The sequence below is a fragment of the Macrococcoides bohemicum genome, from assembly GCF_003259675.1.
In the GTDB taxonomy this organism is placed as follows: domain Bacteria; phylum Bacillota; class Bacilli; order Staphylococcales; family Staphylococcaceae; genus Macrococcoides; species Macrococcoides bohemicum.
This window is the reverse complement of record NZ_PZJG01000001.1, coordinates 636,338-661,755: the sequence shown is the minus strand read 5'-3', so window position 1 is coordinate 661,755 and position 25,418 is coordinate 636,338. Positions and strand designations below refer to the sequence as shown.

The following is a 25,418-nucleotide window of genomic DNA, read 5'->3' as shown; positions in this document are numbered from 1 at the left end:
ATAAACATTATTTCAATAGAATAAGGATATTATTTTAAGTCTACCATGCATTATGGTACGATTAATTTAATTTAAGAGAGATTATATTAAAAATTCATATACGCAATAAGGAGGTATATCATGTTTAAAGAACTTCTTACATCAATAGGAATTGGAGATGCAAAAGTTGATACACTTGTTAAAAAAATAACATTTCATCCTGAGGAACAGATTGCAGGTATCGTAAAATTAGAAAACTTAGCTGAGCAAGATATTGATCGTATTGAACTTATTTTAATCGAAAGAAAAGAAAATACTGATGAAACAAGCGACTTCCATACAATCGATTTACCCGTTTCAAAAGTTATCCTACAGCATGACGGAACAGAAGAAGTACCATTTATATTTGATACACATGATGAAATTGAAGACTATAACCATGAATTCTACATCATGACACACGTATTTGTAGATAATGCAGTAGATTATTATGATGAAGATCAAATTTACTTTGAAAGTGTGCAATCAAGTTAATATTATTATAGACAGGACGCAAATCAAATATAGCAGCCTGTCTATTTTTATTCTCAATTAAACTTCAAACATACCTTGATAGGCCTTAATATTTATCATCAACTTCTGGTACAATACTTACAAATAAGAGTTCGATGGCACATAAAATAATCAGGGATAAACAGCCATACATTACAATCACCTCTTTCTTAAGTCAATTGTAATGTATGAAACTCGTTTCATAGCAAGGAGGAATTGCTTCATGTCAAATATTCGTGATATTGCGAAGGCAGCAGGTGTGTCAGTAACTACTGTATCCAGAGTGATAAATCATCATCCGTATGTAACAGAAGAAAAAAGGAATAAAGTCATGCAGGCAATGAAGACATTAAACTATATACCCAACCACCTGGCAGTAAATCTATCACGTGGGAAGAGTAGAGTAATCGCTGTAGTATTTCCATGGATTACAAACCCATATTATTTAAGAATTTTGGAAGGAGCAATTAAGCAGGCATCATCACATCATTATCATATAATCGTGATTGAAACGCACTATAATGAAGACGAAGAAATTAAAGCATTAGAAATGTTGAAACACCGATCAATTGATGGCATCATATTTATTACGAAACAACTATCGATTGAAACAATATGCGACAATGAAGAATATGGCCCAATTGTACTCATGGAGAAGAATGATTATCTCCCTTACATATTTATCGATCAATACGAAGCAATGAAAAAAGCATTGAATCATCTCATGAGTGAAGATTATAAAAAAATAGGGTACACAGTACATAGAAATAATGGATTTAGTGCAAATGAACGAACAAAAGCGTATGCGACTTTGCCTGAAGATATGCAATACAAGGAATTTATCTATATCAGTGGATTATCTTTAACGGAAAGGAAACAACTCGCACAAAGAATACTGAAACAAATGAACTTACCTGATGCGTTAACTGTGACCAATGATGCCCACTGTGCAGGACTATATGCAGAGTTTCAAAACCAAGGCATTAAAGTGCCAGAAGACATTGCACTCATATCCTATGAAAACGGTGAACTATCACAGGTAAATAACATAACAAGTGTCGATCTGCCATTATTACAAATGGGAGAACGTAGTGTGGAATTAATACTTTCTGCTTCAGTTACTTCAGAGGAATTACCGTCAAAATTGATTATTAGAAAGTCAACTTGAATTCGGTTAAATAGACGAAAAGAATTTATTTCGTTTATTTAGACGAATTCATTGAAAATATTAATAATTCTCAAGGAGTAACTTATGGACATCACATTTACTAAAAACAATAAGCGTTTCAAATACAGAGCTACAGCTTTAATTATAGAAAATAATCATATTTTACTTCAAAATATCAAAGATTACTGGACACCACCCGGTGGCAAAGTTCAAATGCTGGAAGATTCTAGAACAGCATTGAAAAGAGAGATATTTGAAGAACTTTCTACTGACATAGAGATTGAACAAAGTGCTATTTTCATCGAACAAACATATCATTCACAAGAAAAGTCATTCCATGAGCTCGGCGTTTATTATTTTTGTCGTTCCAAATCATTATGGGATAGAGGAATATCTTTAATAGGATGTGAAAATGGAGAAGATATGGAGTATCGATGGTTTCCACTAAATGAAATCGAAAAGATTAATCTTCAACCTGCCGTATTAAAGGACAAGTTGTTAGGTGAGAATAAAATTTTTGAACATATTATTAATCATGAATAAGAAAAAAACAGCCATCGAAAAATCGATGGCTGTTAAAATATATGTAAATTATTGTAAAATTATTTTTGCTACTTCTATAATACATCATACATATTTTTATAATATAAGTCTATTCTTTTTTATATAGTTTTATAAAATATAATTACTGGGCCCAAGTATAAATAGGAGATGAATAGAATGTCACAAAATGTTTATGATAATGAGCATTTCTACAAAGGTTACACAAAAATTCGTAACAATAAGTTAAGTTATAACGAAATGATCGAAATGCCCGTAATGAAAGAAGAGTTACCAGAGATAAAAGGAAAAAAGGTATTAGACATTGGCTGTGGTATGGGGAAATTCATTCAATATATGTTGGAGCTAAATCCAGAGCAAATTGTAGGTTTAGATATTTATAATAACATGATTAACAACGCAAAAGAACATATACAAGATGAACGCGTAACATTTGTTGTATCTAATATTTTATCGTATGAAACAGAAATAAAGTTTGATGTGATAGTATCAAGTCTGGCTTTTCATTATATTGAAGATTTCAATTTACTAATGGAAAAATTAAATAAATTATTGGCAAATGACGGTATATTACTATTTTCTACAGAACATCCGTTAACAACTGCAACGAAACAACAAGAAATTTGGTCTCATGTTGAGAGTAGATTTAATCATTATAAATTGGATCATTATTTTGAAGAAAGCGCGAGACCGATAGGGTGGTTAGATACTGAAGTAATACGTTATCATCGCACAATTGGTACATTGATGAATACTATAATCGATAATGGATTCATTATTGAACGAGTAATTGATACAGGCAATACAGAAATGTCGTTAAAATTATGGGATGAGGAACATATTATGAAAGTAAATCATAGACCACCGTTTTTAGTGATAAAAGCGAAAAAGTCGTAATGTATGAAAGAACGTAAGAAAGAATAGCCGACTAACCAGTCGGCTTTGTTTTATTCACTTACAGCGAAGTAATTCCCTTGACCATCTTGAAAGTTAAATACATGTATGCCGTTCATATCAACAATGTCATGACCAGTTAAATTTAATGCTCTAAGCTTTTCGTATAATACATCGAAATTTGTTTCTTTAAACATTAATGAAGGCGTACCCAGTGTTACTTCCGGGCTGTATTTCTTAATGAATGCTTTATCAAATAAAGTAAGAGACGTTTCAGCATTCACATTAGGTGCGATTTCAACCGCTTTATAATTCTCGGGTAACTCCATTTCCTGTACGATTACAAACTCTAGCGTTTCAGTCCAGAATTTTACCGCACTGTCTAAATCATCAACATAAATCATGACTTGCTTCAATTTATCCATAAATTCATCTCCTAATAAACTCACGCATTATTTAAACGATGAGCGCTTTTGATATTTCTATTTTATTGTAATCGATGTAATGTTAATTAGCTATTAAAGTAAAAGATAATGTGTAATCAAATCAATATCCAACAAGTAATCAATCATTTTAAAAGTTGCTAGTAAAATTTAAAGTTAATTTTGTTTAATACACTTACAAATAGGATCGATAAGTGCTATTTATAACCATAATTCATCACTTTATATAGTGCTGATTAAACTTCATTGTTATATAATTATATTTGAATATTCTGTTTATTCTACTGATAGGAGCGTTGCTTATGTTTAAAACTGAACTAAATTTATTAAATAAATATTTAAATGAAGAATATGTCGGATTTAATGATAAAAAGGATATTATTGCATCAATGGATTTTTCAAATATTCATGATTTCTTTCCCGATGTAACTGAACAGCTCAATAAACTGCATGATCCTCATTTACGTATTATTGATAAACTGAATACAAAAAAAGTATCAATTTTATGTAAGAACCACAATAATCGGCTGTTTGTTGTAAAATCTATCGACCCAGACATAACAATTGGTAGTGAAATTATTAAAATAGGTGAGCACTCAATTCAAGATATAATTGAGAATGATGCAAATTTATTATTTGATCCAAATCCTGAAAGATACGAATGGCATAATGTTCTTCTTAAGCATAAAACTGTAACTATAAAAAATGCAGAAGTTAAAAATATCTTTATCGCGTCTAATGATGAATTATATGATGAAGAATATAGAATAGAAAAGCATGATGATTATATATTTATCAGATTACCTGATTTTAAAAATGTTAATGCATTACATGAACTCATTAAACAAAATAGTAACTTACTTAAACGGAGTAAAAAATTTATTATCGATGTGCGTGATAATAGAGGTGGCAGTGACTTTGCATATTTTCCATTGTTAGAATACATCTTTCCACCTGGATATATATTAAATATCGACTATGGATTAACGTTTAATTATACAAAAAAATATTGTGATTATATGATCAGTAAAGTGGATAAAGATTTGATGAACATGGATGAGGGAGAGACGAAGGAAGCGTTTAAGGAATATCGCAAAAGAATGTCTGATAACTATGGTAAAGGTATGATCAAATTCAGCGATGATATTGAACCGATTGTACTGGACGGAATTGCTCAAGATATCAAAGTTATTGTAATCGCTAATGAAAGATGCGGGAGTTCAGGTGACAATTTTGTTGAGACCGTTAAACATAGCGAATTTGTGACGGTTATAGGAAGAGCTACTAAAGGCATGAATGATTATTCAAATTGTGGTTATCTCTATTTAAACGACCAATTTGACTTGCTTTGTCCTTATTCAAGATATAACGGTTTAGATCATGGTGTCTCTATGGCTTTAAAAGGAATTACACCAGATATCGAAATTCCATGGACTACTGAAGATATATCACGCGATGTTTTACTTGAAAAGGCGATTAAGATGTTAAAAGAATGATAAAATGTAATTAAAATAAAACGTTTTTACAAGGAGATTTAAATATGTATGATTTTGATAAACTTAAAATCGGTGATGTTCTAGTAGAAAAACTACCTTACGGGTTATATACATGTTTAGTTATTATTAAAACAGTTGAAAAATCAAAGCAATATTATGTTGCTGACTATATCAACACTACCTTACCGAAACTAACTGATACTAGATTAAAACAAATTTATCCTACTAAAAATCCATTTTCAGAATTCGCAATAAGTTGGGCAGAGGAATATCACGATTCAAGTATCGATTTTGAATATATAGGAAATATAGAAATAGATTTTCATATCCCTAAAAATAACGAACATTTCCTAATGAATGCTAGAGATCCATTTTGGGATTGGATGGAGGATAATATGCCAGAAAAAATTGAAGAAGAAAAAGATAAGTTTTATGGTATAGAAGATGAAATCGAAATAAACAATAAAATGCAAATGGATGATACAAAATTTTGGAAAATGATTGACCACCTTTTCCCAGACGAGCTTGATGAACAATATGCAATCAAAAAATTAACTAAATATCCTAGAGAAGAAATAATATCTTTCCATAATACTTTAGCAAAGCATCTTGAAGTACTGGAAAAACTACCTTTAAAGAATAATAAATATAATTCAGATGATGCTTTTCTATATACGAGAAGTTTTATTATTGCTCAAGGTCTGGAATATTATAATGAAACATTAGAAGATGGATTTATTGAAGAAGATCTTGTCGAAGATAGTTTTGAGGAGTTACTAGAAATTACAGAAGAAGCGCTTGAGCGTGCTAATTATTCTTATGATTATCAAGAATTATTGGAATTGAAATAAGCAATTAAATTGATTCATTATTATTTACAAACCAACAAAAATCAACGCAAAATTTTGCGTTGCATTTTTGTTTAGTGTAATATGTATATAGAGGTGGTCTAGTTGATTGAAAATAAAACAACTGAATTTAAAGAAAAAGTATCAAATCAGTTCTTAAAGACTGTGAGTGCCTATGCGAATTATGGTAGTGGACAAATAATATTTGGAGTATCTAATAGTGGTGAATATATTGGGTTTGAAAACATTCAGAAAACAATATTAGATATCGAAAACAAAATTAACGATAGTATAAATCCTAGTCCTGACTTTACTTTTTCAATTAACAGAAACAATACGATTTGCTTAGAAGTTACAGAGGGCGTTCATAAACCATATTTATATAAAGGTAAGGCATATCGAAGAAATGATACTGCTACAATTGAAGTTGACCAGCTTGAACTAAAGCGCTTAGTATTGGAAGGTTCAAATTTATCTTTCGAAGCACTTGAAGTTAAATCAACTGATCTTACTTTCAATACACTTTCAAAATTATTGATGGAAAAAATTCATGTTAATGTAGTATCTGATGATTTATTTAAAACTTTAGGAATTATGGATATGAATGGTAAATATAATAATGCAGCGTCTATTGTAGCTGATCGTAATAATTTTTCCTGCATTGATATTGCGCGGTTTGGTCATTCTATAAATGAAATACTTGATAGAAACCGTCTATCCAATATTTCAATCCTTTCAGCATATCAAACTGCTATTGACTCATTTGAACGTTATTATGAATACGAGAAGATAGCAGGGATGCATAGAAATTCAATCGAGATTATCCCGAAAGATGCATTTAGAGAAGCTTTAGCCAATGCAATTATTCACCGTCATTGGGATATTAACAGCCATATTAATATTGCTATGTTTCCAGATAAAATTGAAATTACATCTCCAGGGGGATTGCCTAGTGGGATTAGCGAGTTCGATTATCTTGAAAACAATGTTTCAATATTAAGAAATCCTATTCTTGCTAATATATTTTTCAGATTAGGATATATTGAGATGTTTGGTACAGGTATTAAACGTATTAAATCTGCTTATAGCCAATATAAAGTGAAGCCACAATTTTTTGTTTCAGAAACAAGTATTAAGATTATCCTTCCTGTAACAAATGTTTTACCAAAAGTAACAAAAGATGAAAGTATCATTATGGAGACACTGGGTTCTGGATATGTGCTTTCAAGCAGTGAAATAGTAGAACGTACGCCTTTCAATAAATCAAAGGTCATCCGCTTAATAAACCATCTTTGTGAAAATGGATATGTCTATAAAGTCGGCACAGGTCGTGGAACAAAGTATAGAATTTAATTCAATAGAGAGTAGAGTATATAACAATTCCTGATTAATAGTTATTACAGATTATGTCGGAGGTTTAAATATGAACATTTATACATTTGATAATGCCAGAAAAGAATTTTTCAATATCATTAAATCTGTTAATCAAGATAGTAAAGAAATATATATCGCGCCAAATGAAATTGGAGAAAAAGGAGCTGTTTTAATCGGTGAAGATGATTGGAATACCATTCAAGAAACTTTATTTTTATCGGAAAAGAGAATAACAAATCAAATTAAATACCGTAAAAATGAAGAAATTCTTGATTTTGAAAGTACATGGGATAATCTTTAGATTGTATGGCAGAATTGAAATCTTATGAATTAGATTTTATATATTTTTGCTAAGTATTATCTTATCCATCGCTTTTATACCATTTTCAATTAAGACTTCTTTATATGCATTGATAAAGAAGTCTTTTTCTATGTCTATTATTCTAAATCCACACTTTTGATATAATGCGAGTTGGTTCAGACTTGAGTTGGCTGTAGCAATGATTAAATTGTTATATCCTGAATGCTTCGCTATTTTTTCTGCTTCTTTTAGCATCAACTTTCCATAACCTTTTCCTTGATAAGCTTCACTTACTGCAATATTCATTATTTCCATCGTTGATTCACTTACTTCTTTAAGTACAACAACACCGGTAAATTTGCTTTGTTCTAATATATAGATTGAACTTTCACTAATATATTGATTAATCATTTCAATCGAAGGGTCTGCTAATAACAATAACGCTAAAATTTCATCGTTAATTTCATAAACTTGTTTTAACATCGAATCACCTTTTTGTAAGAATTTTCTGTATAATGTCATTATATATTTTTTTCTTATGATAAACATAGAAAGGTGCATATTAATGAAACCAATCTATACATTTGAACAAGCAGCTGATCTAAATAAGTATCATGCTGATATTACATATTTCCATACACAAATTAATGATTTCCAACAATATCTTGAAGATTATTTTCAGTTAAAGGATATACCAAAGGGTGTATTCTGGGCATCACGTTTTGTGATGGAGGAGGTACTTGAAAAACCAGTACCTGCTTTTACGAGAAATGAAGCGATCTATATGTGTGCTGATTTAGATTACTGGGCACGATATTTAACAGCGTTGCTACCAGAAGCTTTAAAAGATAAATACACGTCATTTTATGCCGCGCACACTAAAGATGAGATGCTTGCAATATTAGGACATGAACTCGCGCATCATATTGATCTATTTCTTGCTGAATTCGATGAAGAGAATCCAACGTGTGAAGATATGTGGTTTGAAGAAGGAATGGCGACTTATCTTCCTAGAAAGTTCTTTTTTGATGAACAGTTATTCGATGACATATATCATCTTGAAAAGTCACTTTACGAATATTATTTAAATGAATTCGGTGACTTACCTTTAGAACACTTTACTTATGATATTTACTCGCATTCGAAGGAATATATTATGTTTCATTACTGGATGAGTTTTGTTAAAATCACTCAGTTTGTAAATCTTGTAGATGGAGATGTATCATGCTTATTTAAACTTTATCATGATTGGGATACGGAAGGAAGAAAGGTATCTTTATCACATTATTTTGAAACACATATATAGGAGGGTGCCATGCATATTGATGATTTAAATGAACGCTTGCCAGGCTTTCATTTTGTGAAGTTAGAAAGCTTCAACAAAGGCTGGTCGGATGACCAAAAATATATCGTTACAACTCGGGATGAAAAGTATCTATTACGGCTTTCTTCTATTGATAGAATAGAAGATATTAAATTGCAAATTTATTTAGTTGAACAGTGTATGGACCTTGGGCTTCCTGTGCAACAATTAGTATCACATGGTAAGTATCATAATCATTATTATTTATTATACCAATGGATTGAAGGTCATGAAGCTAAAGAAATATTGCCGACATTAACTTTAGAAGAGCAATATGAACTTGGTCTTGAAGCCGGCAGAATATTGAAAGCCATTCATACTATACCTGGAGCAAATCAGTTTGGATGGCGTGACTTTTTCCTAAAGAAAATCGAACGTAAGAAATCGATGTATCTAAACTGTGAATATAAATACGATAATGATCAGTGTTTATTTAATGTAATAGAAAAGTATGAAAATCGTATCATCGATAAACCTGTTGTCTACCACCACGGCGATTATCATGTTGGGAATATGGTCATTGATGAAAAAGGTAAACTATGGATTATTGATTTTGATAGATGTAGTATCGGTGCACCATTTGAAGAATTCAATCGTATCAGCTGGTGTGTAAATACGAGTGAGGCTTTTAGTAGAGGGCGCGTTGATGGATATTTTGATGGTAAAGTACCGATTGATTTTTGGAAAGTATTATCTGTTTATATCGCGACGAATATCTTATCTTCATTACCATGGGCAGTCCAATTCGGTGTCAAAGAAATACAAGTCATGAAACAAGAATTTGAAGTACAACGTAAGTATTATGAAGATTTTAATATTGTAATTCCTAAATGGTATAAATAATATTGCGAATTACATCATTGGAGGGATACACTTGAGTGAAATATGGGAACTTCTAGATATCAATAGACAAAAAACTGGTATCCTCCATGAAAGAGGCGTTACAGTACCTGATGGATTGTACCATTTAGTAGTAGAAATCTGGGTACAGAAACCAAATGGTGATTTGCTACTTACACAACGTCATCCTGATAAACCACTTGGTTTGAAATGGGAATGTAGTCGAGGATCTGCTGTTGCAGGAGAAGATGGTGTACTTGCTGCACATCGTGAGTTACTTGAAGAAGCAGGTATATTTGCGCCTTTAGATGATATTCAATTCAAAGGTTATACCATGCATTCACATTATATTACTGAGACTTATCTATACGAATCACCAACCAATGACATTACATTTAATCTTCAGGCTGAAGAAGTTGTTGATGCTAAGTGGGTAGCACCGAATGAAATTGAACAAAATTTAGATGAAGTAATACCAGATTTATGGGATAGATATTGTAAGTATATTAAAGTGGGGTAGTTAACGTGCGTAATTTGAAGTTTGAGTTTGACCTTTTCTTTATATCAGAAGCTTTCTTAAATGAACATCAGTATAATTTATTAAACACCTTAGTTGTTCCGAAAGAAGAGTTTAAGAAAAACAGTAGCTTATCAAATGTTGTTAACAATTCAACGTATCAAACATGGCATCTGACATATGAGTTTGTTATTGTAGCTGAACCAGGATGGTATGAAAGTATAGAAAATACATTTAAAGATGCATTGAAACAAGAAATGATCGATAATGGTACGCAGTTGATCAATGATGATAGATTAATCACTTCAGCATATTGGGATACGCTCTCTCAAAAAGAACAAATAAGCTTTATCCAACAGTTCGATGATGAACCAAGCAAAACAGATATAACGCAGTTCAATTCAATATCTCATCTTACTGCCTTGCATAATAAATTCCCGGAAAACCATGGCGCAAATTGTTTGTCGGCAACACTGTATGCATTAACTAAAAATCCATTTATATTAGAACAGTGGGTGCATCAGGAAACCTTTATGCTCTTCCTTAACCGTCTTGGATACAAAGAAGTGGAATCTTCATTTAATAGTGGAGATGTTATCTGTTTCTATCAGGATAATATACTAACACATGCATGTTATGCGATTGATGACGAATATGTCTTTAACAAGCAAGGACAAACATTCTGGGAGCCATGGACAATAGAACGATTTGAGAGGATTCAAAGTAAAAGAGATGAAGTTAATTATAAAATTTATAAAAAAATTAAGGTAGAATAGTCTAATGAATGGCTATTCTACCTTTTATAATGAAAACGACATTGTAAAATACAAATTGAATCATCTTCTATCTTATATACGAGCCTATGTTCATGAGTGATCCTTCTGCTATAGCAACCTGTATAGTTTCCTAATAATTTTTCTGGCTTACCTATACCTTCATTTGGACCATCAATCATAATACTCTTTATTAGTTTATTTATTTTCTTTAATACAGTTTTATCGTTAGTTTGCCAGTACGTATAATCTTCAAAACCACTTGAATAAAATAGTATCTTTTTCTTAGGCATCTAAATCAATCTCAACTTGAAGTAAGTTATTTTTATCAATTGATTCATCAATCGCTTTTTGTAATCTTTCGGCATTCGCTGGTGTACTCTGTAAATAAAGTGTTTCAATCATACTATTATAGTCTTGTTCAGATAATATCACGGCATTATGCGTATTTGTTGTGATTGTGTAAGGTTCACAGTCTTCATTAACAATATCTATTATTTTTCTAAAATTTGATCTTGCATTAGAATAAGTTGTGACTTTCATTTTATCGCCTCCTTGTACAATATTATTGTACCACTAACGAGATATTATGTATATAATTATTACTTTTTACTCCTGAATATACTGATTTTAAAAACCCATCACTCAAACATTTGAGCGATGGGTTTGTGCTTTAGAATATATTTTTATATCGATATGTGAGTAAACATATCAATAAGTAAGCAAGGGATGCTACAATAAATGCGAATGTTAAGGTAGCGTGTTCTGCTAGTAACGACATCACAAATGTTGATAAACAAAATCCTAAACTATATATACTCTGATTCAGTGTATAAGTATCAAGCAGTGTTTCATGATTTAAATGCTTTTGTATTTCTGTGTGTAGCGATATTGATAATAATTGCTCTATAATGCCATAAAGCCAAGATAGCAAGACTGCTAGTATTAACCACCTGTTAATCCCGAAGACAAACGTAATGAGTGAAAGCAGCATATATCCACTGTAATAGAAGTGCATCATTTTAAATCTTTCAATCAAATGAATCATCTTTGATCCGACAAGTAAACCTACGAAAAATGCCGCGTTAATAATACCAAACCAGTAAGATGGGGCATTTAAATATTCTTTTACAAAGGCAATCATTATTGCAGCAATCCAGACAGCATGGCCAAATGACGCGATGAAAGTATTCCAATTTAAATATTGACTGTAACTGGTACGATTACTTTTAATAACCGCTTTGAAACTTTTGGAACCCATATGCTCACTCTCTACAGTATTAATATTAAAATTTATCTTCATCATAAATATCACAGATATGATAGACAAGATGACACAAAACATAATCAATCCATCACTATGCAGGAATGCTAACAATAAACTGCCTAATGCCCAGGCTGAAATTTGTATCATATTATTCATACTGCTAATTTTTCCGTTTGCTCTAAGTATATTATCCTTTAACTCAAAGTAGGGGATTAATGTGTTGCTTAACGGATTTGTAAATCCATCTAAGAACGCAATCATAAATGCTAACCCTAATATATAAATATAGTGCAATTCAACATACATTGTACCGATCAATATGATCAGCAAGCCACATTTCATCGTTTGATTAAACACTAAAATATATTGCTTTTGAAATCTAGAATATATAATTGGTGCGATAAACCCACTTACAAAATAAGCAGATGTGATGAAAATAGGAACTAATGCACTTAATTGAATAGAGTGCGTTAATTCATATAGATAAGCAATCAGTGCAATAATATAAATATTATCGCTCGTATTGGCGAATAACTGACTAAAGTATAAGTATTTAAAGTTATTTGTAAATCCTTTCATGATTTCCTCCTAATTTAAGAAGATCATAGACTTACAAATACAACTTATTTAATTGTTTTTATTGACTTGTAAGTCTACGTCTAATTGATGAATTAGAAAAAAACCATTACATATGAGATCACCTTTTATTATTTTTAATGCATTCATCTTATCATTATCAGAAAATTTGTACAATATTAAAATGGGAGAATTTATTGATTATATTGAAACAGATCATCTTTTAAAAATCTGGGCTTTCAATAATAACTGCATTTAAACCATTATTCGTTCTTGTTTCATGCATTTCCCAGCTTCAAAGAATACCTCTGTATTCTTACTGAATGAATTGTGATTATCAATTTCTCCAAAGGATATATTTTCATAGTTTTCTCCTTTTATTTCATTTTAATTTTTCGAAAATCCTTTATAATAAATGTAATACATTAATTTGAGGGTGTTACATATTCTTTAATATATTATGTAATTTTATTATTTTTTTCGCATGGACAAATGAATTTTTTATTTATTTTGAGGTGATATTTTGGAAGCTTTATTAGTTATTGATTTTCATACACACTTTTTAGAAAAAGGTGATTTTTCAGTAGTTAAGAAGAATGCTATTCATCTAGTAGAAGTATTTAAAGAAAACAAATTACCTGTCATTGCTGTGGAACATATTGATGACAAAACAAATAAGCCATTACCTTTAGACCCATTTATTCATAAAAATGCCGATAAGATTTATTCTAAAAATAGACCAAGTGCATTTAAAGATACGGATTTGCAACAATATTTAATTTCACTTGGTGTTACTGAACTTATCATTATCGGATTTAATATGGAATATTGTATTTTATTTAATGCGATTATTGCTAATGAACTTGGCTTTAAAGTTACAGTAATCGAAGATGCTTGTGCAACAGTTAATAATTGTGAAACATATGAAATGCCTGGGTTAGATATTAATGATTTTGTATCTACAGTTTTGCATTGGTCTGATGAAGTAGAAGTTCTGACGATAGACGAGTATGTGTGATTTGGGTTATTTATAATTTTGATATAATCTCATTTTTAGCTGTAAATAATATCGTGAGGGTTATTCTGAAGTTTTTGCAGGTACGATCCATCGACCGGATTTTATTTTCTTTAAATGTATAAAGTTATAACTTTAAAATAGAACTAGCATATTATCGCTAGTTCATTTTTATTTCTAAATATATATATTTAAATATTCTAAAAATTGTTATATAATATAATTAATTTTTACGAACGGAGGTGTTGGTATTGTTTTTAGAAGTTGCGAAGCGTATGCGTTTTGTTTTAACGGTACGTGGGAAATTTGCGTTTAAAATGACAAATTGGTGTAGTCTGCCCTTTTTTAAGCAAATACAACTTCTAGAGGAATACTAAACACTGTTCCTCTAGCAAACTAGAGGAGAGAAAAAATGAATATTTTAAACGTAGCCCAAGTATCAAAATCTTTTACAGGTGATGTAATTTTTGAGGATATTAAATTTGAAGTAAACGATCATGATCGTATTGGTCTTATCGGAAGAAATGGAGAAGGTAAAACAACCTTATTCAAACTCATTTCAGGAGAAGAGCGTCCTGATAGTGGTTTTATTAGTTTATCAAAAGATACACAAGTTGGTATTTTGAGCCAAATCCCGAAATTCCCGGATGATATGGATGTTTATTCATGTTTAGCACAAACTTTTATTGAACTTGATGTAATAGAGAAGAAAATGAAAGCATTAGAATTAAAAATGGCAAGTAACCCTGATAATCTTGAAAAGATTTTAGTTCAATATGCCAATATACAAGAGAAGTTTGAAGCACTAGGTGGTTATGAAAAGGATAGTAAAATCAACTTTGTAATGCACGGTCTCAAAATTAATCCATTGGCCGATAGACTTTGGTCTCAGCTTTCAGGTGGAGAACGTACTAAAGTTGGTTTAGCCATGTTATTACTTCAATCACCGGAATTATTACTACTGGATGAACCGACAAATCATCTGGATATCGATAGTATTGAATGGTTAACGCAATTTATTAAAAATTATAAAGGTGCTGTTATTATTATTTCTCATGACCGTTATTTTCTTGATGAGACGGTGAGTAAAATATTAGAGATAGATCAACAAGCACTGCATATTTATCACGGAAATTATTCTTACTTCATAAAAGAAAAAGAAGATAGAATCTTAAGAGAGTATGAAGAATACAAAAATCAACAGAAGAAAATTCAAAAGATGAAAGCACAGATCAAACAATTAAAAATATGGGCGAATCAAGCTGTACCACCAAATGCCGCAATGCATCGTCGCGCAAAAAGTATGGAAAAAGCTTTGGCTAGAATAGAAATAAAAGAGAAACCGATTATTGATGCTAAAACAATGCAGCTTGATATTCAAAGTGCAGACAAATCTTCTAAAGATGTGTTCACTTTAATTGATGTTGCCAAAATGTATGATGATATATTGTTTGAAGATGTAAATATGAAAATCAGAAGAAATGATAGGATTTCTATTGTTGGAGCCAATGGTACAGGAAAAAGTACGTTAATAAAAATGATGTTAGAGGATGTTAATCCTGATGAAGGCGAAATCATTATTGCACCTAATATTAAGATTGGTTATCTGTCACAACATCATTTTACTGAAGACAATGATACTGTTTTAGACGCGTATCGTGCATACGCATCAGTCACAGAAGGTGAGGCTCGTAATCATCTCGCTGGCTATTTATTCTATGGTTATGACGTATTTAAAAAAGTGAAAGATTTAAGTGGTGGAGAGAAGATGCGTTTACGATGGGCACAAATTATGTCGAATGATTTTAATGTACTCATTCTCGATGAACCTACTAACCACTTAGACATTGAATCTAAAGAAATATTAGAAGATGCTTTAGATAAATTCAAAGGAACGATTATCGCTGTTTCGCATGATAGATATTTTCTTGATAAGTTTTTTGATGTTACTTATTGGATTGAAGATAAAAATGTAAACATGTATTTAGGAAATTATAGTTATGCGAAGCAGAAAAAAGCTGAATAAACGTAACTCTTTATGTTTATTTAGGTTTGATGTTTCTAATTTTCATATTAAATGAGTAATATTTCTATCGATTCATGATACTATATTAGTGAACTACTCTCTTAATAGGATGTGATTATTTCATGGATATTAATGATCTAAAGCTTACTCAACTCTATTTGAATCAACGTAAATTGGAGGAGGTAAGTGAATGGCTGGATGATGTTTCTGTCAAAAATACAATAATCTCTGTAATTCAGTACGACAATCAATTTTATATCGTTGATGGTCATACACGTTGTTTCGTTGCTTTTCAAAAAGGGATTATAGATATGCCTGTTGAAATTTATGATATTGATAATACATCAGTCGAGATGCAATTATATCTTGATTGTTTAAAGTGGTGTGAACAAGAAAATATTCATCATATTAATGATCTATCCGATCGCATTCTAGCAGAAGAAGAGTTTGAAAAACTGTGGATTGAGAGATGTCAAAGACATATGGAAGATATACAGGATACGCTTGATGCTGATTTTGCTTATCGTGAGCATTTGAACCACAAAGTAACCTATACTCACGAAGAAGTCATGAAATATTTCGAATTGTAATCCTACACCAATCTGTTATAATAAATGTATAACAGATTGGTTTTTATTTTTGCCTTTAAATCTGTTCTATACTTTGTATAACAGAGAGGTGGTTTAATGTATATAGAGATTGATGAAACGAGTAGTGTACCGGTTTATTTACAACTTGCCAATCAAATGATTCATCATATTGCAGAAGGGAATGTCGTACCTTATGATCCATTACCTTCTAGTCGTGCATTTGCTAAAAGTTTGCAGATTAATATGCACACAGTGAACAAAGCCTATCATTATCTGGAGGAGAAACAATTGATTCTTGTGCAGCCGAAGTCCGGAGCGATAATTCATCCTGATGCTTTAAAGGCTGCGACAAAAGTTGAACGGGAAGAATTAATGAGTCGTTTGAAACCGATTATTGATGAAGCAAAGTGCAAACAATTGGATGTTGCTGATTTACTGAAATTAATTGAAAAGGGAGAGGGTTAATGATGGAAGGTTTATTACTTAGTGGCATATTATTTTTAACCGGCTTATTGTTCTTATTGAATGGTCGTTTCGTTCGTCGTAATATTTTATTTAGTGTCTTTGTGCCTGAGAGTGAAACAGATAATGGTGCAATTGAGACGGTAAAGGGGCAATACAGAAAACAAATTTTAATGTTAGTCATTGCTGTAGCACTATTATTTATAGTAATTTATTTATTTGCCAGTCATTCTGCAGCTTTATTAAGCTTTATTGTATTGCTTCACGTTCTTATTATCGGTGCAATTATTATCTATAAAAGTGCTCATGATCATTTGAAAGCCGTAAAGTTAAGAGAAGAGTGGATGAAAGATATTAAAGTAGTGAAAGCGACAGATACACGTTTAATGACAGAAAGTTCGCCACTTCCGAATGTTCTATTTATAATGCAGTTAATCGCATTTATTGCTGCATTTATATTTGTTGCATTAAATTATGATAATATACCTGAAACAATCGCTACACATTGGAATTTTAAGGGTGTAGCTGATGATTTCAGTCAAAAGAATTTCTTCAGCGTGTTTTCTCCAGGCTTACTTGGATTAGCCATATTATTATCACTTTGGGCAAGTTCAAAGGGGACAAGCTTTTTCAATACAACTGTAAATCCTGCTGTCAAAGATGCTTCTATCAATTTTATAAAAAATACTAAGCTGATTAACAATATGATGATTCACCTTATGTCATTTACGATGACCTTATTATTTATATTAATCTTTATTCGACCTGCAGTGTATAATGATAATTATTTGCCGAATGGCATCATGATGATGCTGATTGGAATGCTGCTTTTAATTACAGTAGCTTGTATCTATTTACAAGTTTCGGAAAGCAAGAAGTATCGTCAAGCCGTAGCTACTACAAACAAAGCACCATATTACAATGAGGACCATTATATCTTTGGACTATTCTACTATAATCCTGATGATCTGAATGTCTGGGTACCTAAGCTTTCAGAAATGGGGATGACATTAAATATGGCAAGACCGATGTCTTGGTTTATATCGTTTATTTTACTTGGATTACCGATTGCTATACTAATTGTGATTACAATTTTCTCATAATGCTTTAATATGAAGTTAACTTCATTTTTACGGATGTTTCGTTAGATTTGAAGTTAACTTCATTTTTTATTTATTCTGTTTTCTATTATTATAAAAATATAACAATTAAATCATTAGGAGAGATGCTTATGATTTCATATGAACAATTACAATACAAAGACGTTAATCAATTAAAAGACTACTTTAAACATGTTATTTCACATACATTTTTAAACAATGGCGTTGATGATGATGAAGACCTTAATAACGAAATTAATAAAAAGATGACTTATATCAATCGTTATTTTAATGGCTCAGATGATATGTTTATCGTCGCTAAGGATGACGACGTTGTTGTTGGAATTATTGGGTTCTATACACCTAATCAAATGATCCAGGAGCTTGTCGGAGATAAAGTTGATGGATTAAAAGAGATGGGAACATTATACATACATCCTGATTATCAGAGTAGAGGAATAGGTAGTCAACTTATCACGCTTTTAACACAGTTTATGAAAGAGCAGGGTGTCGATTCGTACTGCTTTGATTGTGGTTATAAGAAAGCGATGGCCACATGGACGCGTAAATTTGGTCAACCTACGTATTTCTTTAAAGATTACTGGGATGTAGGAGATCATTATGCTGTTTGGATTGTGGATATCAAGGAGACGTTTGTATTATTCAACCTTTGACGTTAGAAAAGTTAGATACCGTAACCAACCTTGCTTTAAGACTATGGCCGGACAATATATATGAAGATTTAATAAATGAATTTAAGTCTTTAATCGATCATGATAATCAACGTGTATTTCTGTATCATGACAATCATCTGGATGTAGGTTTTGCGCATGTCAGTTTGCGTGTTGATTATGTTGAGGGGACAGAAACAAGCCCTGTAGGTTTTCTTGAAGGCATTTATGTCTTACCTGAATATAGAAATTGTGGAATAGCACGAGCACTTATTACAACTTGCGAACAGTTTGCTAAAGAGAATGGGTGTACTGAATTTGCTAGCGATTGTGAGTTAACAAATATAGATAGTATTTTAATGCATGAAAAATTAGGGTTTGAAGAAACAAATAGAATCGTGTGTTTTAAAAAGAAAATAGAATAATTTATATTTTTATTGCATGTGTTCCGGCAAATGTGGCGTTGTATTCCATATTTGCCGGACTTTTTCGTAGGTTTTTATGTTTTTTCGCGGCTAATATGGAGTGGCAGCCCATATTAGCCGTTTATTTATTTCTGTTTTAATATCTTGAAAAATAAGAACATACGTTCTATTTTTATTGAAATAGAACGTATGTTCTGGTATGATAAATATATCATCAAAGATTATAAGAGGGTGCTTAATATGTATGATTACAGTCTATGCGAGAAAAGGAATGTACTCTGTATTGACCAGAAGAGTTTCTTTGCGAGTGTTTCTTGCATCATGAAAGGACTTGATCCTATGACAACAAAGCTCGCTGTTGTCGCTGATACGAAACGACAGGGGTCTGTTGTACTTGCTGCTACACCACCTCTAAAGATGCTGGGGATAAAGACCGGTTCACGTTTATTTGAAATACCTCATCGTTCTGATATTTATATTATCAATCCTTCGATGAACACTTACCTGAAAGTTGCCAGTCAAATTGCTGAGATTTCACTGCAATATGTTGCACCGGAGGATTACCATCAATATAGTATCGATGAATTTTTTATGGATGTTACAAAGAGTTATAAACTATACGCAGAAAGTCCGTATGCGCTTGCCTTAAAGATTAAACAGGAGATTTATGATAAGACGCAAATTCAGTGTGCCGTGGGAATAGGGGATAATGTCTTACTCAGCAAGATTGCACTGGATATGGAAGCAAAGACACAACCGGATGGTATTGCTGAGTGGCATTACGAAGATGTACCGGTAAAGATGTGGTCGATTGAGCCGTTAAGTAAGTTCTGGGGAATTAATCGTCGCACCGAGAAGAAACTCAATCAAAAGGGGATATTCACGATTGGGCAGCTTGCTAATTATCCGCATCATTATTTAAAGCGCGATTTCGGTATTATCGGAGTAGACCTGCATTTACATGCAAACGGAATTGATTCAAGTTTAATCCGAGAGAAACATCATATTTATAAACCCTCTATTAATAAAAGTCAGATTTTAATGCGTGATTACCGTTTCGATGAACTACGAGCTGTCGTGTTAGAACATGTTGAAGAAGTAACATTCAGACTACGTGCCGACAATATGATTGCACGTACGATTTCTTTTACAGTTGGTTATAGTGATGAAGGGAAAGTGAATAAAAGTTATACATTATCTGAAGGTACGAATTTAACCGCTGATATCTTTCAGGTTGTATGGGGATTTATGATGCAGTTGTGTGATAAGAAACGGATGTATCGTACAGTAAATATTTCACTTACGAACTTTATTCGTGAGGAAGATCGTCAGTTATCACTCTTTGTCGATGAGTTTGAACGTGAGAAACAAGAGAGACTGGAAAAGACGGTAGACCAGCTAAAGATACGTTTCGGGAAGAATAGCGTCTTGCGTGCAGTATCGTATACAGAGCAAGGCACAGCGATGAAGCGCAATGGTCTTATCGCTGGTCATAAGGCATAGTCAGATATCATAAATATAAACAAAAGATATAATCAATCGTAAAACCAACCTGTATTTCTAGAATTATTCATCTATCAAACGTATAATAGACATAAATTGTTAATAAATCAATATGAGGTGCATACAATGAAAGAAGATGTAGTCCGTTATGAGAAAGTATTAAATGAAACAAGTGAAATTGTTGAAAAGATGAATGCGTTATTAGATCAATTGGAAGCAAATAGCGCAGATTATAATGCCTTAAAAGACTATTATGGTAGTGAAGAGTATATGCGTGATGTAAATTTATCAAATGAATCTGACACGTATCAGGATATCCCAACTGGTGTATTATCAGAAGACGGCGTATATAACTTAATTGCTGAACAGTATGCATTAAATATCAGAATGCTGGAAATTGCGACACAGCAATTGAAGACGCATTAATGATTTGATAAGAAAAAATAAAACAAAAATAACTAAGATATTATAAAAAAAACAAAAAACTTTCAGGACCTGAAAGTTTTTTTATCGTTTAATCACAAGCTCTGAAAAGTTATAGAATCCAGCCGTAGTTACTTTGGCATTATGTACGCTGATTGGTACTTTAACTTCCTGAGTAATGTTGAAGATAGGGTAGAGTGTATGTGATTCAAATAACGACTGATTAATCGCATGATTCAGTTCATTCCACTCACGAGTATCTGTTGTGATATATGTAGCATAATAATCACTCAACAGAGGATATTGTTGTGATAAATGGTGATGCATCGTTTTATTTTGATAGAGCATCGTAAAATATTCAAAGGATTCCGCTTCACTAAAGAACATACCATGGATATAGATATCCCCCTCAATTGTTATTTCACTTTTAAAGGAAGTCATAATATCGATAGGTTTTAATACCGCTTCTATATTGTATCGCTTTAAATATCTTTTAAACTGGAGCATCTTTTTTTCGATATAGCTCGGATAGACAATTATTATAGAGAAATGATCTTCTAATTTATTTAATGATTTAAGCGAAAATGGCTGATCTTTCAGAATATAAGGGGTTCCTTTACTTGTGTGTATATCTTTAACATGATGAACTGACTGCTGAAATAAGTAATGCACAGTTGCTTTCTGTATATCAGATAACTTATTTTGAGCGAGTGACAGCACATAATAAAAACCATCTGTTACTTCGATATGCTGGAACGTATCACTATCACTTAATGTAAAGTTAGTTTCTTTAAGCTTCGGTATATAAATTAATTCAACTTCATCAAGATATGATTGATAGCCATAATACTGATTAAAAGATTTTAAAGTCGTTTGAAATTCATTATTCATTGCGATATAAAATGGTCCTGTACCAATAATTTGCTGCTTATCCTGCTTATAGATTGCAAGATTTAACTTACATAATACGTCTTTGAAATATGGAAAATCGTGATAATATACTTTAATTGTAAGTTTATTAATCACTTCAATTGAAACAATTGGACTTAATAACACTTTCGTCTCCTGATACGCTATCGCATGACTCAGACATCGTTTAATATCTTCAGCAGTCACTTGAGTACCATCATGAAAGTAAACATTCTTCCGTAAATATATCACTGCATAATCATCATAAAAATCGATATGCTGTGCTATCTTAAAATGATATTGATTCGAATGTTTATCATAAGTGATTAACGTGTCATAAATATTACTTAATATATTTGAGCTATTGATATCAACCACTTCTAAAGGATGAGAATAGAGTGGGGCGTAGCGCTTCTTAACAACTAATTTGTCTATATCAACTGTAGATACCCCGAGTAATTGATTCGCTTTCGTAATCAGCATCTGTTTATGATGAACAGACCAGTCCCATGTTAAATATTGAATAGCATCTGACAAATGATATGGCGTTAGCATTTCATTCACCTTATTGAAATATAATGTATCGATATCCACGAACCATTGAACCGTTGATTTATTCCCTCGACCACGTGCGCTCTTAAAAGTTAGATAACCACTATCCTGCCATCTTTTTAAACTTCTGGATAAATGCTTCTGGCTCACCTTTAACTGTTCACTGACAGACGATTGATGAAATGCTGTAATCTTTAAATTATAGAATGACAGTAATAATTGTTCCATAACTCCTCCTAAAAGTGGACTAAAATAAAATATTGTCTATTTTTAAATTATTAAGTCTACTTTATCATATGTAGAAAGTTAGGGGGAATGAAAATGAAAGTTCGTGATTTACCAATCAATATACAACTCAGATTATGGGGTTCATTTGTCAATCGCTGTACTTATAGTGCGACACTACCATTTATTGCACTATATTTAACTGATCAGCTGGATGCAAGAATCGCTGGATTGTTTTTAGCATCAATCGTCTTTGTCCAGTTTATCAGTAATATTTGGGGAGGTTACTTAGTCGACCAATTCCCGAGAAAGAAGATGCTGATATTTGGTTCATTTGCTGAAGCATTATCGCTAATATTTATATGACTAACCGTTGTCAACTCATGGATTAATCTATTTATGACGACATTTATACTCTTTACCATATTTAGTGCATTTCGCAGACCTTCTATGAGTGCACTTGTACAGGATTCAGCAACAGATGAAAATAAGAAATTATTATATCGTATGGATTACTGGCTGATAAATTTATCACTGGCAATCGGAGCACTCCTAGGTGGGCTATTCTATAGCGAACATAAAAGCTGGCTATTTTTTGCTTCAGCGATGGTGGCACTGATATTAAGTTTCTTATATATGAAATATATTGAAGAAACAAACAGCTTTATCCGTAAAAAAGAACATAATAATGTCTTTGTAGACCTGTTCATTGCCTATCAGACTGTCGTTAAAGATAAACGATTCGTATTGATGGTAATCGGTACGATGTTCATTGCAACTGTGGAGCTCATGACAAGTACTTACGTTGCTGTAAGGCTTCATAAGAACTTTGAAACGATTTACTTATTCAACTTTGAAATTACCGGTGTTCGAATGTTTACAATCATTAACCTCGTTAATACAATTACCGTTGTTTCATTCTCTTTACTAATTGGTAAATGGTTAGATAAATTTAAAGTAAGTAGAATCCTAGGATTTGGGCTATTGATGTACGCAATAGGATATGCTGTGCTCACTTCAGCAAATATGTGGTGGCTGATTATCATAGCCATACTTATTGCTACATTTGGTGAAATGATTTTTGCGCCGATTAAAAGTGCTGAAATGCTGACACTAATACCAAAAGAAAAACGAGGTACCTATAATACGTTCAGTTCATTCACATTCAGTGGCGCACAGCTATTATCTAATGGGTCTTTAATCCTCGGAACATATTTAAATCCATATGCGATGAGTGTAGTTGTGTTTGTGATTGTTACAATAGGGGCAACGCTCATGATGAATAGCTTGTTTAAAATGAAAAAAATTAATATTACATAGATATAAAAACTTTCAGTAGACTGATAATTCCTTAGAAAATTTAATAAACTTTCAGTTAACTGAAAGTTTTTGTATTTTTCTTATCAACCATTGTACTCCCCCTCATTATCAGATAAGATTAAATTATCAGTAAATTTGAAAAGGAGAATGTAAATGTATCCAGATGTAAATAGCACGATGCAAGAGATTGAGCGTTTAGTAAATATTCCAGGTCCTTCAGGTTTCGCATTTAAAGCGATTGAATATGTGACAGAAACGTTATCTTCAGTAGGTTACGAAGTACAACAAACGAATAAAGGTGGGGTATTGATTACTGTGCCCGGGAACGATGATACACGTCATAAATACTTAACGGCACATGTTGATACTTTAGGTGCAATGGTTAAAGAGATTCTACCGAGTGGACGTTTACGTTTATCAATGGTTGGTGGTTTCAGATGGAATGCTGTTGAAGGTGAATACTGTGAAATTCATACAAATGATAAAGTGTATACGGGAACAATCTGTCTGCATGAGACAAGCGTCCACGTTTATCGTAATGCAGGTGATATTAAACGTGATGAGGATCATATGGAAGTCCGTATTGATGAAATCGTAAAGTCTCAGGAAGATACTGAAAAATTAGGTATCAGTGTCGGAGATTTTATCACGTTCAATCCAAGATGCGAGATTACAGAATCCGGATTTATTAAATCACGTCATTTAGACGATAAAGCAAGTGCGGCGATGCTTATTCAACTGTTACGTCATTTAAAAGCTGAAAATATAGAATTACCACATACGACACATTTCTATTTCTCAAATAATGAAGAAATCGGTTATGGTGGTAACTCTAATGTTCCGGATCAAGTTGTAGAATATATTGCTGTTGATATGGGGGCATTAGGAGATGGTCAATCATCTGATGAATATACGGTATCAATTTGTGCGAAAGATAGCTCAGGTCCTTATCATTATCAATTGAAAGAACATCTCGTTCAGCTTTGTAAAGATAATGAAATTGATTATAAAGTTGATATTTATCCGTATTACGGTAGTGATGCAAGTGCTGCAATGAGCGCTGGTTATGATGTTAAACATGGTCTATTCGGTGCTGGTATTGAATCAAGCCATGCGATGGAACGAACACATAAAACTTCACTTGAAAATACCGAAAAGTTAATTTATCAATATGTATTGAGCAATGTAATCTAGTATAAATATAAATTTAGAATTTTCTGATAAATTTAAGGTTAATATTTTGAG

The 25,418-nt window shown here is 32.0% G+C and carries 30 protein-coding genes; 24 read left to right on the top strand and 6 right to left on the bottom strand.

What is annotated here, in order from left to right; translation table 11 throughout:
• Positions 1 to 120: 120 nt before the first annotated feature.
• From BHX94_RS04220 to BHX94_RS04205, 4 genes are all read left to right on the top strand, one after another.
• Positions 121 to 513: a sporulation protein gene (locus tag BHX94_RS04220; RefSeq protein WP_111745026.1), complete on the top strand. Its 393-nt coding sequence runs from the start codon at positions 121 to 123 to the stop codon at positions 511 to 513.
• 241 nt (positions 514 to 754) lie between these two features.
• Entirely contained in the window at positions 755 to 1,699 is a 945-nt protein-coding gene (locus BHX94_RS04215) for a LacI family DNA-binding transcriptional regulator (RefSeq protein WP_170120755.1), read from the top strand.
• An 84-nt stretch (positions 1,700 to 1,783) separates the two neighbouring features.
• On the top strand, positions 1,784 to 2,242 hold the full coding sequence (locus BHX94_RS04210; RefSeq protein ID WP_111745024.1) for an NUDIX hydrolase: 459 nt from the start codon (positions 1,784 to 1,786) through the stop codon (positions 2,240 to 2,242).
• Between the two features lie 177 nt (positions 2,243 to 2,419).
• The gene (locus BHX94_RS04205; protein ID WP_170120754.1) at positions 2,420 to 3,157 is read left to right on the top strand and encodes a class I SAM-dependent methyltransferase; all 738 of its coding nucleotides are present in this window, start codon (positions 2,420 to 2,422) and stop codon (positions 3,155 to 3,157) included.
• Between the two features lie 50 nt (positions 3,158 to 3,207).
• Here the strand turns inward: BHX94_RS04205 and BHX94_RS04200 are convergent, their stop codons facing one another.
• Entirely contained in the window at positions 3,208 to 3,579 is a 372-nt protein-coding gene (locus BHX94_RS04200; RefSeq protein WP_111745022.1) for a VOC family protein, read from the bottom strand.
• Between the two features lie 320 nt (positions 3,580 to 3,899).
• Between BHX94_RS04200 and BHX94_RS04195 the strand changes: the two genes are divergently transcribed.
• The 4 genes from BHX94_RS04195 (at position 3,900) to BHX94_RS04180 (ending at position 7,616) form a co-directional block, all read left to right on the top strand.
• Positions 3,900 to 5,093: a S41 family peptidase gene (locus BHX94_RS04195; protein WP_111745021.1), complete on the top strand. Its 1,194-nt coding sequence runs from the start codon at positions 3,900 to 3,902 to the stop codon at positions 5,091 to 5,093.
• 44 nt (positions 5,094 to 5,137) lie between these two features.
• The gene (locus BHX94_RS04190; RefSeq protein ID WP_111745020.1) at positions 5,138 to 5,944 is read left to right on the top strand and encodes a DUF4240 domain-containing protein; all 807 of its coding nucleotides are present in this window, start codon (positions 5,138 to 5,140) and stop codon (positions 5,942 to 5,944) included.
• A gap of 102 nt (positions 5,945 to 6,046) precedes the next feature.
• Positions 6,047 to 7,294, top strand: a complete 1,248-nt coding sequence (locus tag BHX94_RS04185) for an ATP-binding protein (RefSeq protein ID WP_111745019.1) — start codon at positions 6,047 to 6,049, stop codon at positions 7,292 to 7,294.
• A 70-nt stretch (positions 7,295 to 7,364) separates the two neighbouring features.
• Positions 7,365 to 7,616, top strand: a complete 252-nt coding sequence (locus BHX94_RS04180; RefSeq protein WP_111745018.1) for a type II toxin-antitoxin system Phd/YefM family antitoxin — start codon at positions 7,365 to 7,367, stop codon at positions 7,614 to 7,616.
• Positions 7,617 to 7,652: 36 nt separating this feature from the next.
• On the opposite strand, the gene BHX94_RS04175 is transcribed toward BHX94_RS04180, so the two are convergent.
• A complete protein-coding gene (locus BHX94_RS04175; RefSeq protein WP_199798133.1) occupies positions 7,653 to 8,138 on the bottom strand; it encodes a GNAT family N-acetyltransferase in 486 nt (161 codons plus the stop codon).
• A 43-nt stretch (positions 8,139 to 8,181) separates the two neighbouring features.
• Here BHX94_RS04175 and BHX94_RS04170 point away from each other — a divergent pair, with 43 nt between their 5' ends.
• Genes BHX94_RS04170 through BHX94_RS04155 form a run of 4 tightly spaced genes read left to right on the top strand, consistent with a single transcriptional unit; the run spans position 8,182 to position 11,112 of the window.
• Entirely contained in the window at positions 8,182 to 8,922 is a 741-nt protein-coding gene (locus tag BHX94_RS04170; RefSeq protein ID WP_111745016.1) for a hypothetical protein, read from the top strand.
• Between the two features lie 9 nt (positions 8,923 to 8,931).
• Complete coding sequence (locus BHX94_RS04165) at positions 8,932 to 9,822, top strand: aminoglycoside phosphotransferase family protein (protein ID WP_111745015.1); 891 nt, start codon at positions 8,932 to 8,934, stop codon at positions 9,820 to 9,822.
• Positions 9,823 to 9,853: 31 nt separating this feature from the next.
• Positions 9,854 to 10,339 carry an NUDIX hydrolase gene (locus BHX94_RS04160; protein ID WP_170120753.1) on the top strand — a complete coding sequence of 162 codons (486 nt, stop codon included), beginning with the start codon at positions 9,854 to 9,856 and terminating at the stop codon, positions 10,337 to 10,339.
• Positions 10,340 to 10,344: 5 nt separating this feature from the next.
• Positions 10,345 to 11,112 (top strand): hypothetical protein, encoded by a 768-nt coding sequence (locus BHX94_RS04155; protein WP_111745013.1) that lies wholly within the window; start codon positions 10,345 to 10,347, stop codon positions 11,110 to 11,112.
• A 17-nt stretch (positions 11,113 to 11,129) separates the two neighbouring features.
• Here BHX94_RS04155 and BHX94_RS04150 read toward each other — a convergent pair whose 3' ends face one another.
• The 3 genes from BHX94_RS04150 to BHX94_RS04140 all read right to left on the bottom strand — a co-directional run bounded on the left by BHX94_RS04150 (position 11,130) and on the right by BHX94_RS04140 (position 12,955).
• Positions 11,130 to 11,402, bottom strand: coding sequence for a Txe/YoeB family addiction module toxin (locus tag BHX94_RS04150; protein WP_111745012.1), 273 nt, complete (start codon positions 11,400 to 11,402; stop codon positions 11,130 to 11,132).
• A complete protein-coding gene (locus BHX94_RS04145) occupies positions 11,395 to 11,652 on the bottom strand; it encodes a type II toxin-antitoxin system Phd/YefM family antitoxin (protein WP_111745011.1) in 258 nt (85 codons plus the stop codon). Before BHX94_RS04145 ends, BHX94_RS04150 begins: the two co-directional genes overlap by 8 nt.
• A gap of 130 nt (positions 11,653 to 11,782) precedes the next feature.
• On the bottom strand, positions 11,783 to 12,955 hold the full coding sequence (locus BHX94_RS04140; RefSeq protein WP_111745010.1) for an MFS transporter: 1,173 nt from the start codon (positions 12,953 to 12,955) through the stop codon (positions 11,783 to 11,785).
• 520 nt (positions 12,956 to 13,475) lie between these two features.
• Between BHX94_RS04140 and BHX94_RS04135 the strand changes: the two genes are divergently transcribed.
• The 9 genes from BHX94_RS04135 (at position 13,476) to BHX94_RS04095 (ending at position 21,170) form a co-directional block, all read left to right on the top strand.
• On the top strand, positions 13,476 to 13,970 hold the full coding sequence (locus BHX94_RS04135; protein ID WP_170120752.1) for a cysteine hydrolase family protein: 495 nt from the start codon (positions 13,476 to 13,478) through the stop codon (positions 13,968 to 13,970).
• Positions 13,971 to 14,379: 409 nt separating this feature from the next.
• Complete coding sequence (gene abc-f, locus BHX94_RS04130; protein WP_111745008.1) at positions 14,380 to 15,993, top strand: ribosomal protection-like ABC-F family protein; 1,614 nt, start codon at positions 14,380 to 14,382, stop codon at positions 15,991 to 15,993.
• Positions 15,994 to 16,151: 158 nt separating this feature from the next.
• A complete protein-coding gene (locus BHX94_RS04125; RefSeq protein ID WP_146606896.1) occupies positions 16,152 to 16,583 on the top strand; it encodes a hypothetical protein in 432 nt (143 codons plus the stop codon).
• 96 nt (positions 16,584 to 16,679) lie between these two features.
• Positions 16,680 to 17,048 carry a GntR family transcriptional regulator gene (locus BHX94_RS04120; RefSeq protein WP_111745006.1) on the top strand — a complete coding sequence of 123 codons (369 nt, stop codon included), beginning with the start codon at positions 16,680 to 16,682 and terminating at the stop codon, positions 17,046 to 17,048.
• Positions 17,048 to 18,148 carry a DUF1648 domain-containing protein gene (locus BHX94_RS04115; protein WP_111745005.1) on the top strand — a complete coding sequence of 367 codons (1,101 nt, stop codon included), beginning with the start codon at positions 17,048 to 17,050 and terminating at the stop codon, positions 18,146 to 18,148. The genes BHX94_RS04120 and BHX94_RS04115 overlap by 1 nt, the downstream gene beginning before the upstream one ends.
• A gap of 128 nt (positions 18,149 to 18,276) precedes the next feature.
• Positions 18,277 to 18,819 carry a GNAT family N-acetyltransferase gene (locus BHX94_RS04110; RefSeq protein ID WP_170120751.1) on the top strand — a complete coding sequence of 181 codons (543 nt, stop codon included), beginning with the start codon at positions 18,277 to 18,279 and terminating at the stop codon, positions 18,817 to 18,819.
• Positions 18,816 to 19,241: an aminoglycoside 6'-N-acetyltransferase gene (gene aac(6'), locus BHX94_RS04105; RefSeq protein ID WP_242446649.1), complete on the top strand. Its 426-nt coding sequence runs from the start codon at positions 18,816 to 18,818 to the stop codon at positions 19,239 to 19,241. The genes BHX94_RS04110 and aac(6') overlap by 4 nt, the downstream gene beginning before the upstream one ends.
• Positions 19,242 to 19,481: 240 nt before the next feature.
• Complete coding sequence (locus BHX94_RS04100; RefSeq protein ID WP_111745003.1) at positions 19,482 to 20,744, top strand: Y-family DNA polymerase; 1,263 nt, start codon at positions 19,482 to 19,484, stop codon at positions 20,742 to 20,744.
• 126 nt (positions 20,745 to 20,870) lie between these two features.
• On the top strand, positions 20,871 to 21,170 hold the full coding sequence (locus tag BHX94_RS04095) for a DUF4298 domain-containing protein (protein WP_111745002.1): 300 nt from the start codon (positions 20,871 to 20,873) through the stop codon (positions 21,168 to 21,170).
• Between the two features lie 81 nt (positions 21,171 to 21,251).
• Here BHX94_RS04095 and BHX94_RS04090 read toward each other — a convergent pair whose 3' ends face one another.
• Positions 21,252 to 22,856 (bottom strand): ABC transporter substrate-binding protein, encoded by a 1,605-nt coding sequence (locus tag BHX94_RS04090; protein ID WP_111745001.1) that lies wholly within the window; start codon positions 22,854 to 22,856, stop codon positions 21,252 to 21,254.
• 93 nt (positions 22,857 to 22,949) lie between these two features.
• Here BHX94_RS04090 and BHX94_RS04085 point away from each other — a divergent pair, with 93 nt between their 5' ends.
• The 3 genes from BHX94_RS04085 to BHX94_RS04075 all read left to right on the top strand — a co-directional run bounded on the left by BHX94_RS04085 (position 22,950) and on the right by BHX94_RS04075 (position 25,367).
• Positions 22,950 to 23,219, top strand: coding sequence for an MFS transporter (locus BHX94_RS04085; RefSeq protein WP_170120750.1), 270 nt, complete (start codon positions 22,950 to 22,952; stop codon positions 23,217 to 23,219).
• Positions 23,220 to 23,240: 21 nt separating this feature from the next.
• Positions 23,241 to 24,173: an MFS transporter gene (locus BHX94_RS04080; RefSeq protein ID WP_275068262.1), complete on the top strand. Its 933-nt coding sequence runs from the start codon at positions 23,241 to 23,243 to the stop codon at positions 24,171 to 24,173.
• Between the two features lie 153 nt (positions 24,174 to 24,326).
• On the top strand, positions 24,327 to 25,367 hold the full coding sequence (locus BHX94_RS04075) for a M42 family metallopeptidase (RefSeq protein ID WP_111744998.1): 1,041 nt from the start codon (positions 24,327 to 24,329) through the stop codon (positions 25,365 to 25,367).
• Positions 25,368 to 25,418: the final 51 nt, after the last annotated feature.